We start from the raw sequence: 16,799 nt of genomic DNA, 5'->3' as shown, positions 1-16,799 counted from the left end.
ACAGTTTCCCGTTCACTTCGTCCTCCGTATCGGAATCCTGACCGTTGAACTAGCAATCATTCCAGGGCGAACAGTCATTCACTGCCTCGGTGGTCGCGAGGCGAAAGCGAAATATCATTGCCTTCGACGGCTCCTCTGAGCGCCATCGCGTGTGGAACGCCGTCATGTTAGCCCCGCTAGTGCGGTCACTTCTTCGGACTGACCGAGTCCTACCGGATTCCTGCGGACTCATCACGTGCATGGGCGTGTTCGACCCGATCTACGCGACCGAACGCCTCCACCGCACCCCGACGGATCACGCCGCGCAAGTTCTCAACACCTGGAGCGCCGGCGGCAAATTGGTACAGGCCGCCATCATGGTCATCTGGGGAGTCCTTGCCACACTCACCAGCCCGCTCACCGCGATCATTTGGTCGGGATTGTTTCTGTTCGCCACCCCACACCTGAACTGCAGAAATCTACTTCCCGATATCCGATTGTGTCACAACGGCTTTAGCTATTAGCGGAAGCTCACCGCGATCAATTTCGGAGCACTGGATCATCAGGCGGCGATCTGTCGTGCGAATGCAGGCAGCGTGCCAGTACGTTGGTCCACGGTGTTGGAGTGAGCCGGTGTTGTCATCCTGGCGGCGGGGTTGGCAGTCCTACTAGCGCGCCTTGGCTCTCCTCGACGTCATCCACGCGTGCGCATCGGAACAAGATTGAGGCCAATTGGTCGCCGTCAGATACGTCATGTTACCGGTAATTACCGTTGCCGATAACGTCGCGTCTGCCTTCACGCGTCAGCGATTTCCGCGCCAGAATCGAAGGTTTCACTTACGTGACGCCACACCGGCGGACTGGAAAGAGCACGCCAGATCTGATCACCAATGAGAACGCGGACACACCAATACTGCGGTTCCAACTCAAGGGCGATGTGCGCAAGACTTGTGATGGTTGTACGCGATAGGTCAGTCGTAAGTAGTGACACCCGGGCGTTCGCGGCGTCTCCCAATAGAATCACTGAGTCAGTCTCGTGAGCTACTTCGGTCACAAATACAGCGTCGAAGAATTTTCGGACATAGCGGTCCATCGCGCCGATGATGTCAGGAGCCAATAAGTTGGTCACCGCGCCGAGTTGGCGGACGTCTAGCTGTTTGCCTCCGAAGGCGACTGGGAGCTCAGCTTCGAACCAGATGGCGAGGGCTTGTTTGTCCAGCTCGGTCTTGCCGGTCTGCATATGGGCTACGAGCTGGTTGGTCGATGATCCCAAGGCGTTCGTGCGATCTTGCTCGACGTATCGGAGCACCGACCACGCTGCCGCTGAACCTTCCAGGTCATGCGCCAACGATCGCTGCAACGCGTAGACGATCCGCCGCCGGGCATTCGAGTCCGATGCGCTGATTTGACCGAGCACGTTTGCGAGAGGGGAAGCGTAGTCGGAGAAGCCCGATGAGTACTCCAACAGCTTCAATGCCTGGTCAAGTAGGGCGTCACGGTATTTCGGCTTGCTTTTGGTAGTCGCCAGTCCGTCCGCCAAGATGTCGATTGCGACCTGAGACCCGAACGGTACGAGCCGATTTACGGCGTGATCGGGGCCTTGTTCCGCGAGTAGGTCGACCAGTGATTGCTGCATCTCGGGTCGATCGACGAGGAGTTTTCCGGCGGCAAGCAGAAAGATGTTTCGCCAGTTTATTGCGTCGCGGATCGCTCGCATCCTGGCGATGATGTCTTCTTTCTCGCCTGAGGCAATCGATCTGGCGACGAGGTACTCGCGAAGGCTGCGGATTTCGAATCCGATATCGTCGGCATTCTGCGGCACGAGAAGGACGAGGCGTTCTGTCGATGCCTGCATGATTTTCGAGGCCAACGATGCTGCCTCGGATTGAGACTGCCCTTCGCTGATCAGCCTGGCGAGTGTGATCCGGTGCAAGTCGGACCTGCCGATGACCGCATCTTGATGGTTGGTTCGCTCGGTGCGGTACTGGATCTCGCGGGCAGCTTGTTCGTGGATGCTGTTGACATCTTCGCGGTGCTGAGTCAGCAGGAAACCTAAGCCGCCGCTTTTGTTGCTTTCCCTGCGGTAGACGGTGTCGTAATAGGTGTTGAAAAGTTCCCATCGGGTTTGTGGGGCCCGGGCAGACGCCTCGTTGATCATGGTCATGATCGTTGTTTGCAGAGGCGTCCCCATTAGCCGCGCCGTCAAGGGGGTCTCAGCGGCTTTCTCGATCCGGGCGACGACTTCGCGCGCGAACGCCGGCTCGTCATGATGACGAAGCTCGATCAGACGGCGCGCGTACGCCAAGCTCTGATCGACGGTCAGTTCGAGGAGTTCGGCTGTTTCGAAGCTCAGGCCGCCCAGTTCACCGGCATATCCTTGCGGACGACTGGTGACGACAACGAACAGGTCGATGTCGTTCTCCGCTACGTCCTCGAGCAGGTTTTTAACCGCATCGTTGACTGCTTCGCGTGCGGTCGGTGCCACGACTTCGTCCAACCCGTCGAGGATCAAGACACATGGCCAGTTTTTCAGCCACACGTACAGCTCGCCGGCGGTAATCGTGTCTACAAGTGGCGCAGATAGGTCCTGGGCGACCCATTTCAATAGGTGGATGCCGAGCCCTCCTGCAGCGTCGTCGGCCAGCTTGGCTAAATCGACTCGAAGCGGCCACCGTCTGTTTTTCGGTAGGTCGATTTTTTCGTGCGACAGGTGTTCCAGGGTCGCGACGAGTTCGGGATACCGTGAGAGCTCGGACTCGGTTCGTGCGAATTCGGCACGATACGCTGCCGTGATCAGTTGGCTGAGCGTTGTTTTCCCCTGCCCGGGCCCTCCGAGAAGAAGCAGGTGCTTACCACCGGGGTTGTACTGATCCCTGGTTTTCCGCCAGACGCCGTCGGCCAGGCATCGATCACCCAACGCGATCGCGAGCCTCGCCGCGTCGGTGCGGCCGGCCCCGCCTTTGCGGCTCACATTGGCGGGTAGGTCGATGGCGATCTGGTTCACCCGAAGACGTGCCTGTGCGGGATCACCGGATTCGCTGAGCCGGATCGACTGGTCCTGCATCAAGGATCTGCGCGCATGTTTGACCAGCGTTTTGCCCACATCCACAGGCTCACCGGTGAGGACTTCGGCAAGCTGCTCCAAGACGTCACCGGGCGTAATGAGACCGGCAAAGGCGCGCCGGACATCGCTTTGTCCGTCGAGCAGACGCCCAATGGTGTCGAAGTGCCACGTGGTGATATTCGAGATGCCCATATCAACGGCCGCGGCATCGGATAGTGCCTGAGTCGTATCGATTCCTCCGCCGGCACCGGGTCCCAGCGTGACGTTGGTGAGAAACAGGATGTTGTCAGGTAGACCGATCTTCTTCCGCCGTGACGAGTCTGGGTTTCTCCACACCGACAGCTCCGCCTCGACCTGTTGTCGAAACCAGCCAGTGTCGACCGTCGTTCCCCTCGGCTCCTGAAGGAATTTTGCTTGGAAGACAGTGTCCCCGGTCCAATCCTGGTCCGGGTCGTCGATGGCCATCTCCAAGGTGCCGGTGTAGAACGCTTCCCGGCCGTTGTCCGACCCATCTCCGAAAATCTGGACGGCAGCGCCGAATCTGCCGAGCAAGAGCGCTTGCACGAGATGCTCGAACTCTCGGGTGTTCATCCGGTGCAGCGCGTAATCGGTCACGTCACGATCCTGCACGTCCGGACGGGGAAACGACTGAATCTCTACGAACGACCCGCCGGTGCCACATACGTGGTGACACCGGCGGGTCTTCGACCGTTTGAAGTGAGCCCGGTACCGCGGTACCGGGGAACACTGCCTTCAGCTGGTACTAAAGCCTCAAGCCGGTACGACCGACCGTACATAGGTCGTGGACGTGAGGCAACCTCCGGGCACTCACTGGTGTACGATTCATCGGGTACGATACCCACGAATGAGCAGTACCAATAGAAGTAATATCTATAGGTACTGTTCCCGGAGTGCAGCGAAAATTTTGGAAACCCGATCGAGGCGATGACGAAATCAGGATCGATCCCCACGAGCACCTTCTCGGCGGCTGTCACGTTCGCTCGGCAGCCGACGAGCCCCGAGGCTGCGCACCTTCGCGCCGGGTTCGTTCGGCGCGAGGTCGATGACGACCAACCGTCGCCCCTCCAGTTGGTTCTGAATGGAACCTCGCGCGGTGGTCGAGGCGGGCACACGCGTCTGGCGTTGCTTCTCACGGCGCTGTGGACGTGCGCCGGCGGTGACCACACCACCCGCAGACCTGCGAGCTGGTGGGCTGAAATGATCGGCCATCCTGAACCATCGACGCGTGCGGCGACACGATCTGTTCAGACCGGGTTTCGCACGCTTGCCGCGCGCGGATTCGTCACGATCACAGCAGGGCAGAGTGGATATATCTCGGGGATCACCCTCCTCGACGAACTTCATCGGTCCCGGCCGTATCAACGCCCGTACGACACAAAAGAGCGGTACCTACGGATCCCTGCGACCCTGTGGACTACGAATGGTTTGATCGGTCGACTGTCAGCACCTGCGCTGTCGATGTATCTCGTGTTACACAACTACTTCGATTCACGCGAGCCAAACAAGTCCACTTTTTTCACCCGCGCCTTTGTCGACAAGCATCACGGCCTGAGTGAGGATACGAGATTGTCGGGACTGTCCGAACTCGCAGCACAAGGCGTTGTGTCGGTACGGGAAGAATGGACCACGGTCCAATTTGCGGACGGAGCCCGATCGGTTCAACGACGCTACTACCGCCTCACGCCCTCGTTCCGCCCTCCGGACGATTCAGTCGCGACGAACGGATCTTGACCGATGATGCCAGCCAACCTGCATGTGCGCCAGGTTGGCTGGCATTCCTCTCCCGGACGACACCCAGCCCAGACGGGCGGCCTCCAGGAGCGCTTCCGGTTAGCCGAAGTGTTCGGTTATGTTCGCAATTGCATTCACTGCACTGCATACGAACATGCCGATTTTGTACAGCACTGTCAACGCTTTAGAACTCTTACTCTTTTTTTCTCGAGTCATTATTCAATGAAATCCTCCTAATTTATTTTGAGTGATAAATACAAAGTCTAAAACCCTTTAGAATTACTAACTCAATCTATTTATTATAGCATAAATCGGGCCGATAATCTTGAATACATTCACGCAGAAGCGCACGCACATACGCGAAATCTGAATTCGTCTGGGCCACTGCGTACGCTCTTGCCCATGCCGAGCGATGAAGTCGACCCACGCGAGAACCCGGAGTACGTCACCTTGTCGTCCGCTGCGAAAGAGTGCGGTGTCCGGGTACAGGTTTTGCAGGAACTGGTTGCTGCTCGCGCTCTGGTCGACGGGGTCGTCAGATCGCGGCGCGGACACATCTACATGCACGTTGCTCATGCTCCGAGCTGGACGCAGGTCGAGCAGCTGGTCCTCAAGCTCTACACCGACCAGCTTGGAGTCGTCGACCGAAGGGTGCGCACCCTCGAGACGGAGGTCGAGGCGATTCGTTTCGACGTCAACGAGGCCCAACAAGATCTGGATGGCCCGCTCGGGGATGACCTTCGCGGCGCATCACTTTTCCATTCGTACGACCGCGAAAACGCAAAGACTCTGCACGGGGCGTTCGCCAAGCTGCAGACCGATGTCATGAAGCTCGAAGCGCTCAAACGGCACCTCACCGAGGTGCGCGGAGTCTACTGACATTTCCCGAGCCATACGGAGGCCGAAGGCTGCGACAAACCCGCGTCATGCGTTATGGTTAGGCTGTTCGACCGTCGATGAGGGTCACGGTCGAGCGTCCATCCAGCAACAGCGCTGCACCGCACCTCTTTCGGGTGTCGGTGCGATTGTGTTGTGGGCTGGCCGACGCTCCCAGTGAAGGCCCTCCATGTCGATTCCTCACTCGCTCTCCCTCAGCACTGACCACATCTCGTTCACCATCGACGGTGGTGAACGTCGATGAACACTCGCTCTGTCTCGACGGCCGAGCTGCAGCGCCGCTCACAGATCGCTGCCGCCGCCTACGAACGTGGTCGTCGCGCCACCCTGGCTGCCGCTCGACGCCGCAGCCTGTCCGATCGGGCGCACGTGCGCCGCGAGGAGATCCGCAGCCGCTCCCACTCGTACGAGCCGCGCAGTGACAGTCGCGCGTTCGGGATGCTCGACACCGACGTGTCGTTGGTCCGGGCGGCGGCGTATCTCGCCGCGTCCGGTGTCGCGCACGAGCTGATCGCCGCACAGACCTTCACCGATCCCGTTCAGCAGGAGTGGGCGGACGCCACCGTCAACCGGACGGCTGTGCACGAGGATGCATGGCGGGAACGGTTGGTCGACAACGGTATCGACGACGCGGTGCTCCGTCCTGGTCTGTCGCTGGACGTCCTGGAGTTGCCCGCCGAGCTCGATGGCCTTGACTTCGACGACATTGCCGAACACACCCTCGACGTGTCCTCGACCTCCGCCGACGTCGAACCCCTGAGGCTGGTCGACCTTCTGCGGGAGACACCGCGCCAGGATCGCTCGTCGGGTTCGGTCGTCGACATCACCGACCGGGTCGCGCAGATCATCGAGATCGACCGCGGCGTCGACGCGGCCGTCGAGGGTGGTGTGGACGCATGGTGACCAAAAGGCCGACCGCCAAGGGTGCCGGCACGCAGTCCTCGATGTTCCCGTTGATCGCGATAACGCTGGTGATCGTGCTGATCGCCCTCGGATACGGATCGCTCTGGCTCGGGCACGCGTTCACCGACACCGGTGAGTCGATCCCCGGGAACCCGTTTCAGGCCCTGTTCTCCGTGGCCGGCGGGAAGCTGACGTGGCCGACCGTGTCGACAGTGATCTTCGTGATGGCGGTGATCATCGGCTCCGGTCTCGCCGGCGTCGGCGCGGCCGCCACGGCATCACGCGGCGGCAAGAACGACGTCGATGCCAAGGCCCGCCTGATGGGGTCGACCTCGAAACTGAGCGGAGTGACCGGCAAACAGGCCCGTGACCGCGCGAGAATGCTGCGCCCGGATCTCGCAGGCGCGGACACCCTGACCGACGCCGACATCGGTGTAGCCGTCGGTCGTACCGTGCAGGGTGATCGGAAGGTGTTCATGTCGTGGGAGGACATGCTGTTCGCTCTCGCAGGGCCTCGCACGGGTAAGACCCGCGCACTGGCCGTCGATGCCCTGTGCACGGCACCGGGCGCTGCCTTGTTCACCTCGAACAAGCGGGACGGTCACGACTTCACTCGCGGGGTGCGTGAGCAGCTCGGCTCGGTGTGGCGCTACGACCTGCAAGGTATCGCCGAAGGCCCCCGCACCGGTGGCGATGGGTTCTGGTGGAACCCACTACGCGGAGTCACCTCGATCGTCGCTGCACGCAAACTCGCCTCCTACTTCGCTGCAGCGTCGCGTGATGATTCGGCGCGAGTCGATGCTTACTTCGACGGTGGGGCGCAGGAGTTGTTGGCGCAGATGATGTTCGCTGCGTCCTGCGGCGGTGGGGATTTGCTGCACGTCTACGGATGGCTGTCCGAGGAGGAGAACGAACTCCCCCAACGGCTGCTGCAAGCCGCAGGGCACGACATCGTCGCCCTACGACTGAAGTCGGTGCGAGAACTCAACCCCCGTCAGCGAGATGGCCTGTACGACATGGCGCGCCGGTTCATCGGGTTGCTGGAAGAGAAGACCTACGCGATGTCGGTCCTGCCGCCCAACCGGGTCGATCTCTCTATCGACGGGGCACCGGACACCAAGATCGGCAGCGGTGTGCGGTACCCGCATTCGATGGACGAGTTCGTCGTCGAGGAGTTCGTCACCAGCCGTGACACCCTCTACGCACTGTCGAAGGAAGGCCCCGACTCGTCGTCAGCACTGACCACGGCGCTGATCGGGTCGATCATCGACGCCGCCCAACGCACTGCTCGGTTGAGTCCGCGCGGCCGACTGCCGGTGCCGATGCTCGGCGTTCTCGACGAAGCCGCGAACGTCTGCCGCCTGCCCGAGCTTCCCGCGTGGTACTCCCACCTCGGCTCGCAGGGCATCTGCGTGATGACGGTCGTGCAGAACCTCTCGCAAGCCCAGAAAGTCTGGGGCCAGGACGGAGTCAAGCAGCTCCTCGATGCCGCGAACTTCTTCTGGTACGGCGGTGGACTCAAGGACAAGACCACTCTCACCGATCTGTCGGCTCTGGTCGGTGATCACGACGTCGAACGCTGGTCGACCTCCCGCAGTGGCGGGATGTTTGACAGCGGGTCATCCTCGAAGTCTCAGTCCTGGTCGAAGGAAGCGATCCTGACTGTCGACGACCTCGCGTCGATGCCGAAAGACCGCGCCCTGGTGCAGATCTCCGGAAACCGGCCCGTGCTGGTGCAGAAGATCGACTGGTCCAACGGACCCAACGCCGATGCGATCGAGGCATCGCTCGCCCTGTACGGAATCCCCGAGAAAACCCAACTCCGGGTCGAACGGGCAGCGCTCGACACCACGGGCGAGATCGACGAGGAGCCGTTCCTGTGACCGCTGACGACGACTTCCACCCCGACGACGACTTCCCCGACGAGAACTTCCCCGGCGACCACGACGACAACTCCGATCCGGATCCCGAGAAGGCTGCGTCGACGAAGTTCCCGAGCTTCGATACCTGGTTCGAGACGTGGCTGTCGGCAATCGTGGCCCGCAAGCTCTCGTCGTCGACCGGGAAGAACCGGGTGTTCTGCCCACGCTGGTTCGAGCATCCCGAGGTCGTGGTGCGTCTGCACGCACTGTGGACGGCATGGGAGGCAGCGTCCGCAGCCGAGGATGGGGCCGCGATGTCGGGGTGGTGGGTTCATCACGCGGATCCGCAACTGCGCACGATGCTCGACGCCGAGCACGGCCCGATGTACCTGTGCAGTCGCGACTCTCATCAGAAGACGCCGCCGATTCGGCTGAACCTGGTGCAGGCCCCGGCCGGCTGGTTCGACGAGCTCACCGGCTGAAAAACCTGACACAACCCCTGACCCGAAACAGCCAGAAGCCCTGGTGGGTCCTGCATGACCCACCAGGGCCCTTTGTGGCCGGAGATTGCGCCTCCAGCCGACGACGACGTTAACGACCCCCACCCGGTCTCGGGTTGCGCGGGTCGCATACACCTCTCGCCCGACTCCAGGAGCGCACGCTGTGGCCAAAGATTCCGACGATTTCCAACTCGATTTGTTCGCCGAGACAGAGGACAGTGACACCCATGATCGACCCGATAACGCAGGACATCATGAAGCTCTACCTCCAGCACCAGGGGCTGCCGCCGGAGTTGAGCCCGACCGATCAGCAGGCGTTCCTCGAGAGCGAGAGCGAGCGGATCGCGGAGCGGATCGACAACATGAAGATCCACATGCAGGACCAAGTTCTGCGGAACTACATGCGCGACAACGGCCAACCGCCCCCCTACATGGAGAAAGTCGGGTTGATCAACCAGGCGTGGGCGCAGGCGACGGACTTCGTGATCAACGAGGAGATCTACGGCCAGCTCCCGAAGGAGATGGAGGCCTACCCGCCGGATCAGGAGAGCCCGGAAGCCGAAGCCGAGCGGGATCGGGCGCGGATTCAGGTTCACAAGAGCGATCCGGAGCGGTGGCGCAACCCGCTGAACTGCGAGGACCCGATCGAGTCGACTCGGCGGCTGATGCGGCTGTTGTGGAAGGACAAGCCGAGTCGGTTCCAGTACTACGCGGTGCACCTGCTGGCGGCGAGGATGGAGGACGACCAGCCCTACCCGACGTCGACCGAGCACCCGCTGTATCCGTCGTTCACGAGCCTGCTCGACGAGAGGGTGGCCGAGCACGCGGCAAGCGGAAAGTAAACCGCCGCAGCGAGTCCGACGCCCAGCTCGATCTGTTCTCGTTCGACGCCGACGGGGCCGCACCGATCGACCCCGCTGCCGTCGATGTCGGCGGCACACCGCTCCCGTCCCCGGTCGATCCCGAGATTCTTGCCGCCGACGCCGCATCCCGACAGGGGCGCGAGCTCCGGCCCGCACCGGAGGTCGTCACGGGTACTGCCGTCGACGGCCCGGCATTGCCGCCGTCGGCGACGGAGCTGGTACGCGACGCCTACGGCCGGCTCGCCCGCGAGGACGAGGCGTACGTGCGGTTGGCGCGGATCCGCGCCGACCTCGACGGGACGCTGACCGCCGAGCAGGTCACCGATGCGCTGATGGAGCTGCGGCGCGCGGGCGATGTGTCGCTGATTCCGGAAGAGAATCAGAAGACTCTCGGGCCCGCCGATCACGCTGCGGCGGTGAGCTACGGCAACCAGAGTCGGCACCTGATCGCCGTCGACGGTCGCCGCGTCGATCAACTCCTCCCCACGCGGAGCGCTCCCCCAACCGCAGTCGAGATCGACTCCTCCACAGTCGAACCGACACCCGAGCCTGCGGCGGCGACAGCGGTGCCGGATACCGCCGAAGGGATGGCGGTCGACACGCAGACGGTCGCCGAGCGCCTGTGGAACGTCGAGCCCGTGGACTTCCGGCCCGGCACGCAGGTCCTGGTTCCGTCCGGAGCGAAAGCCCGTGTGGCAGCGAACATCGAGGCCCTGCGCGTGCTGGCCGCTGTGACCGCGCAGGATCGCTATGCCACCGCCGACGAGCAAGCAGTACTGGCCCGCTGGTCGAGTTGGGGTGCAACTCCACAGGTCTTCGACCCGCGCCGCGACGATTGGGCGGCCGAACGCGAGCAGATCCGTTCGTTGCTGGACGACTCAGCGTGGGCGCAGGCGCAGCGGACCATCCTCAACGCTCACTACACCGACCCGGCCATCGCTGCGGCGATGTGGAAGGCGACGATCCGGGCCGGGTTCACCGGCGGCCGCGTTCTCGAACCGGGGTGCGGGTCGGGCACATTCATCGCCCACTCCCCCGGCTCGGCGCAGATGGTCGGGGTGGAGCTCGACGCCACCACTGCCGCGATCGCCGCGGCGTTGAATCCGTCGGCGCAGATCCGCGCCGAGGGATTCGAGAAGACCACCGCTCCGGCGTCGTCGTTCACCGCGGCGATCGGCAACGTCCCGTTCGGTGACTATCGGCTCTACGACCCGGTCCACAACCAGGCCAAGCACTCGATCCACAACCACTTCATCGTCAAATCGTTGGCGATGACGGCACCCGGCGGGTACGTCACCGTCCTGACCTCCCGCTTCACCCTCGACGCCCAGAACCAGCGGGCCCGCCGCGACATCGCCGCCCTCGGCGACCTCGTCGGGGCAGTGAGGTTGCCGTCCAACGCTTTCCGCCGTGTCGCCGGGACGGAGGTCGTCACCGACATTCTCGTGTTGCGTCGCCGCGCCGACGGGGTGAAGCCTGCGCCGCTGACCGAGCGATTCCTGCAGCTCGAGAACGCCACCGCTCTCGACGATGCCGGCGAGGACAAGGGTGTGCCGATCAATGCCGTCTACACCGACCACCCCGAGTGGGTGCTCGGTGAGCTACGGGTCGGGCACGGCCAGTACGGCAACGAGTCGCTGTCCGTCGACGCCACCGACAGCGACGTCGACCTCGCTTCCCTGGTCGAGGATCGGCTCACCGCGATCGTCGATGTCGCGAAGGCCGACGGGCTCGGGCTCACCGCATCGTGGCGCGACACCCTCGGCCCCACCCGAGAGGACTTCGAGCGCGGACTGCTGGCGATCGGGAACGGACCGGCCGAGGACGAGCTCGCGGTGGGAACGCTGCGGCACGACGCGCAGATGGCGACCATCGAACGCTGGAACTCCCGCGATTGGGAGGCGGTGAACACTCGCGGAGCCAAGCAGGTCGCCGAATGGGGTGAGCTGCTCGCGCTCCGCGACACCACCCACGCCCTCATCGACGCGCAACGCGGCCCCACCGACCCCAGTCAGCGGCAGGCCTTGCGGGAGATCCTCGGTGAGCAATACGACGCCTACGTCGCCCGCTACGGCCCGATCAACCGGTTTACCATGACAACACCCAAGGACCTCACCGAAACCCAGCACGACGCCGCTCTGGCGAAGTCGATCGAGACCTGGCGCAAGGACGAAGGGGTCGCCGGCGACCCGTACGCCGGTGAGGTTCCCGAGGACGTCTACGCCCGACTGTCCGACGATGCGTGGATCAACCCGCGCCAGCCCACCAAGCTGCAGAGCCACCTCGGCAAGGCGCTACGCACCGATCCGACGTTCGCTGCGGTGCTCTCCCTCGAGCACTTCGACGAAGAGACCATGACCGCCCGCAAGGCGGCGATCTTCCACACCGACGTGCTGCATTCGCGTGAGCTGCGCAGCCACGCCGAGACGGTCGACGAGGCGATGGCCATCAGCCTCGACGAGCAAGCCCGTCTCGATGTCGGGCGGATCGCCGAGCTGCTCGGAACGACCGTCGAGCAGGCCGAGACGCAGATGGAAGGACGCGCTTTCCGCACGTTGACCAATCCGACACGGTGGGTGTCGGCGTCGAGCTATCTGTCGGGCAATGTCCGCACCAAGCTCGCCGACGCCGAAGAGATCGCCGCCCTCGATCCCCGCTACCAAGCCAACGTCGACGCCTTGACCGCGGTCATCCCGCCGCGCAAGACCGATGTCGATGTCGCTCTCGGTGCTCCGTGGGTGCCGATCGAGACCTACACCCAGTTCGTCCGCGAGACCTTCGAGGTACCGGCAGATGTTCCGGTCACCATCGAGCGGGCATCGGGGCGATGGACCGTGGCGGTCGATCACTATCCGGGTGCAGGTGAACAGGACCTCAAGTGGGGTCTGGTGCCCAAACGCGGATCATGGTCGACGAAATACAACTTCGAGCACCGGCCCGCCGGAGACCGCGGTATCGGCAACGCCGGTATGCGCGCCGGGGACTACGGCTGGCCCGCGATGCTCACCGATCTGCTCAACAGCGACCCGATCGAGATCACCAGCTCCAAAGAGTTCCGCGAGAGTGCCGGCGCGCCGACGGTGCACGATGCCGCGACCCGCGCCGCCCAATCGAAGGCGCGACGTCTGGCCCAGGAGTTCGGGCAGTGGGCAATGCACGCCGACGAGGTGCGCCGCGAACAGCTCCTCGACATCTACAACGACACGTTCAATTCCCTTGTTGCGCCGGTTCATTCGGGCGCGCACATGGCCTTCCCGGGCCTGGGTGAGAAGTACTCGCCGTACCCGTATCAACGCGACGCCGCCGCGCGGATCGTCTCCGAGCCGACGGTGCTGCTCGATCACGTCGTCGGGGCCGGCAAGACCGGCACCATCCTCATGGGTGCGATGGAGCTCAAGCGCCTCGGGCTGGCCGACAAGCCGTGGGTGGTGGTGCCCAACCACATCATCGACCAGGTCGTGCGCGAAGCGGGTCAGTGGTATCCCGGCGCGCGAATCCTGTCCGGATCGGCGGCCACCGATGCCGAAGGGCGCCGATTGCTCGTCGCACAGTCGGCCTCGCAGGACTGGGACATGGTCATCGTCCCGCGGTCGGCGTTCTCCTCGATCGGGGTCGATCCCGGCACCAAAGCCGAATACATCCGCACCCAAGTCGCCGACCTCGATGCAGCGCTGGTCGACGCGACGTCGGATCTGACCATCAAACGACTCGAAGCGATGAAGACCAGGCTCGAAGAAAAACTCGAAACCGCGCTCGAACAGGCAGGGAAGGACCGAGGGCTGACGTTCGAAGCGTCGGGCTGCGACTACCTCTTCGTCGACGAAGCGCACGAGTTCAAAAACCTCGCCCGCGCATCCGGGGTCACCGAGCTCGCCAACGAAGGCTCGCACCGGGCCACCGACATGGACCTCAAGCTGAACTATCTGCGGTCGATGCGCCGCGAGGAAGCGATCACCAAAGGCATCCCGCCGGAGGAGTACGTCGAACGCGTGGCCACGTTCGCCACCGGCACCCCGGTTGCGAACTCCCTCGCCGAGCTGTGGGTGATGCAGCACTACCTGCGTCCGGATCTGCTCGAGGACGCCGGGGTCGCCCAGATCAACGACTGGGGAGCAACATTCACCGACACCGTCGAACGGGTCGAGCTCAATTCGTCCGGATCGAGACTGCGGGCAGTGACTCGGGTCGGGGAATTCACCAACGTCGGTGATCTCATCGGGATGACCAGCGTCTACACCGACGCGGTCACCCGTGATCAGGTGCCGGCGAACCTGCCCGTCAAGGACGGTGGACGCAACACCGACGTCACGTTCACCCCGGCGCTGGAAGTGCAGGACTTCATCGCCGACCTCGGGTATCGCGCTGATCATGCCGACGCCAAACGCCCGGATATCGACAATGCACTCAAGGTCGCCAACGACGGCCGCAACGCCACCCTCGACCCCAGGGTCGCGCACCTCGATCCGGCACCGCCGGAGCATTCACGTGCGCACATCGTCGCGCAGCGAATCCTGGACGTGCACAACGACTCCAACGAGAACACCTACCTCGATTCCTCCGGTGAACCCCACCCGACACCGGGTGCGTTGCAGATCGTGTTCTGCGACCGATCCACCCCGAAAGCCGACGGGTCGTGGTCGATCTACGACGGGATCCGCGACGAGTTGCTCGCCGGCGGGATGGAGCCCGCGCAGATCGCCTACGTCCACGACTACCCGAAGCCGTCGGAGAAGGCCCGCCTGTTCGAGATGTGCCGCACCGGAAAGGTATCGGTGGTGTTCGGGTCCACCGAGAAGATGGGCACCGGCACCAACATTCAGGATCGCGCGATCGCATTGCATCACGTCGACGTGCCGTGGCGACCAGCCGACCTCGAACAGCGTGAGGGCCGAATCATCCGGCAGGGCAACCAGAACGCGCATGTCAAGGTGTTCAACTACGTCGCCGAGAAGACCTTCGACACCGTCATGTGGCAGACAGTGCACCGCAAGGCCCATTTCATCGAACAGCTCAAGAAAGCAGATCGCTCGATGCGCCGCGTGGTCGACCTCGACAGCGACTCGCTCGCCGAGAACTCGGCCATGACCAAGGCCCTCGCCACCGGCGACGATCGGTACATCCAGCAGATCGAACTCGACTCCCAGCTCCAGGAGCTCCAGTCCGAGGCGGATTCGCATTTCGCCGAGCAACGCTCGATCGAGCGTGACCGCGACCGGCTGCGCCGCGAAGTACCAAGAGCACGTCAGAGGGTTGCCCAATTGACCGAAGCAGCACCAGTCCTCAAAGGCCGGCGCGAGGTCGACCAGTGGCCCGGCATGACCATCCGCGGCGTGTTCTACTACAAACGCAGCGACGCCGCGAATTCGATGGCCTCGGCGCTGCAAGGCACCTATCACTCGCTCAAAGGCGAAGGATTGACCAAGACAGTGCTCATCGCGGAGATGAGCGGATTCCCGATCGAGGCCTCCCGTCCCGCCCAGGACAGTGCGCTGTATCTCTCGTTCTCCGGACTCGGGTCGTCGACGAAAGTGATCGAAGCCCGCGACCTGCACCCGAAGATCGGAGACAGTGACCGCAGCCAGCACGCATTCGGCTTGCTCACGCGGGTGGAGAACATGGCCTACACCGTCGACACCGACCTGGCCAAGGCCGAACGCTCACTCGATCGAGACGAACAACGCCTCGACGACCTCGAACTCGTCGAGCTCTCGGACTTCCCGAAAGCCGTTCAGCTCAAGGACCTCTCGAACGAAGTTGCTCGTCTACGACGGGAAATCAAGGAGGCCGAGACCAGCCCCGAAGCCCTCGCCCGCGATGCTGCACGTGCCGAACGCGCCGCAGCGAAAGGCCGCGAGCCCAAGTGGTCACTCATGCTCAACCCCACCCCCGCACTCGTCGAGGACCTCGGCATGGGCAGCGCCGACGATGTACGAGCGATGATGCACGACAAAGCTATTGCTGCTCAGCTTGCCGCCGCGCAGAGCGCAGGGGCAAACGGGCCGCTGGCATCAGGCGATACATCGACCCGGCCCGGCAACTTCCTCCGTGCAGTGGACGATGATTCGGGAACGGCCAAGCCGTGGAAGAGCACCGAGCGCGAGGGTCCGGAGTCAGGCAATGAAACCGACAACGGGCGCGACCTCGGCATTTGAGACTGCCATTCGACCATCGATGACCCGTCAAGATATCTTGACGGGTCATCGATCCGATCAGGACGGTGTCAGATGCTGGCGACCACGATCAGTAGGAACCAGAACACAACGTAGATGTATCCCAGCGCGAGTCCGGCAACGGCCAGCCCGTGTCCGCCTTCTCCGGTGCGCTTGATCTGACTCAGCGCAATGTGTCCGAAGACGACACCGAGCAGACCGCCGATAATCCCGAACACCAACGCCAAAACTGCAAACGTATTGGTGGATCGGCCTTGCAGGTGTGATCCATAGACGGGCTGCCCGTCCGCGGTGTACCCGACCACCGGCGCGGTCAGAGGACCGCCCGGAAAAGCCGCGGGCTTCCGAGCGATTTGAACAGCTGCGAGTATCCCGCCACCGACTATCAGTAACAGAGAAATGAAGTTGATGATGCCCGCAACTACCGACATCGGGTTGCCGCCATCCGAGACTCGGGCAAGCGAATTCAGCAGCATTCCGACACCGAACCCTAGCCCGAGGAGATGCCACCACGCGATCGCCGTGGAACGACGATAGGCGGTGAACACGATTGCTCCAAAACCTGCCGCGACGAGGACGCCGACCAGAGCGAGCACAGTCATTCCGGCGGACGGACTGTCGAGTGCGATATACACCGAGACCGTAACAAGCACGGAGAGAAAATTACCCAGTCCTACTGCCAGGCAGGTCAACCCGAGCTGCGGACCGATCCGACGGGGTGTCGCCTCTGCGTCCGCATTCGCCGACGTAGGTGGGTGAGAATAGTGATGTTCAGACATTCTGGGCATTCTGCTATACCCGGACACGCC

General features: G+C 63.0%; 9 protein-coding genes. 7 read left to right on the top strand and 2 right to left on the bottom strand.

The window, feature by feature from the left end:
- Positions 1 to 239: 239 nt before the first annotated feature.
- On the top strand, positions 240 to 503 hold the full coding sequence (locus R3P93_RS23230) for a hypothetical protein (RefSeq protein WP_317534234.1): 264 nt from the start codon (positions 240 to 242) through the stop codon (positions 501 to 503).
- A 272-nt stretch (positions 504 to 775) separates the two neighbouring features.
- On the opposite strand, the gene R3P93_RS23225 is transcribed toward R3P93_RS23230, so the two are convergent.
- Positions 776 to 3,658, bottom strand: coding sequence for an NACHT domain-containing protein (locus R3P93_RS23225; protein WP_317534233.1), 2,883 nt, complete (start codon positions 3,656 to 3,658; stop codon positions 776 to 778).
- A gap of 1,539 nt (positions 3,659 to 5,197) precedes the next feature.
- Between R3P93_RS23225 and R3P93_RS23220 the strand changes: the two genes are divergently transcribed.
- The 6 genes from R3P93_RS23220 (at position 5,198) to R3P93_RS23195 (ending at position 15,972) form a co-directional block, all read left to right on the top strand.
- The gene (locus R3P93_RS23220; RefSeq protein WP_317534232.1) at positions 5,198 to 5,674 is read left to right on the top strand and encodes a hypothetical protein; all 477 of its coding nucleotides are present in this window, start codon (positions 5,198 to 5,200) and stop codon (positions 5,672 to 5,674) included.
- A gap of 258 nt (positions 5,675 to 5,932) precedes the next feature.
- Positions 5,933 to 6,595 (top strand): TraI DNA relaxase, encoded by a 663-nt coding sequence (locus R3P93_RS23215; RefSeq protein WP_317534231.1) that lies wholly within the window; start codon positions 5,933 to 5,935, stop codon positions 6,593 to 6,595.
- Entirely contained in the window at positions 6,589 to 8,478 is a 1,890-nt protein-coding gene (locus tag R3P93_RS23210) for a type IV secretory system conjugative DNA transfer family protein (protein WP_317534230.1), read from the top strand. Before R3P93_RS23215 ends, R3P93_RS23210 begins: the two co-directional genes overlap by 7 nt.
- Entirely contained in the window at positions 8,475 to 8,939 is a 465-nt protein-coding gene (locus tag R3P93_RS23205) for a DUF4913 domain-containing protein (protein WP_052053473.1), read from the top strand. The genes R3P93_RS23210 and R3P93_RS23205 overlap by 4 nt, the downstream gene beginning before the upstream one ends.
- Before the next feature lie 245 nt (positions 8,940 to 9,184).
- Positions 9,185 to 9,799 carry a hypothetical protein gene (locus R3P93_RS23200; RefSeq protein ID WP_317534229.1) on the top strand — a complete coding sequence of 205 codons (615 nt, stop codon included), beginning with the start codon at positions 9,185 to 9,187 and terminating at the stop codon, positions 9,797 to 9,799.
- A gap of 353 nt (positions 9,800 to 10,152) precedes the next feature.
- Entirely contained in the window at positions 10,153 to 15,972 is a 5,820-nt protein-coding gene (locus R3P93_RS23195) for a helicase-related protein (protein ID WP_449619218.1), read from the top strand.
- 68 nt (positions 15,973 to 16,040) lie between these two features.
- Here R3P93_RS23195 and R3P93_RS23190 read toward each other — a convergent pair whose 3' ends face one another.
- Positions 16,041 to 16,643, bottom strand: a complete 603-nt coding sequence (locus tag R3P93_RS23190; protein ID WP_317534228.1) for a DUF4190 domain-containing protein — start codon at positions 16,641 to 16,643, stop codon at positions 16,041 to 16,043.
- Positions 16,644 to 16,799: the final 156 nt, after the last annotated feature.

The sequence above is a fragment of the Rhodococcus cerastii genome (assembly GCF_033042195.1).
Taxonomy (GTDB): domain Bacteria; phylum Actinomycetota; class Actinomycetes; order Mycobacteriales; family Mycobacteriaceae; genus Rhodococcoides.
The sequence above is the reverse complement of the archived record's forward strand: the minus strand, read 5'-3'. Positions and strand labels throughout refer to the sequence as shown.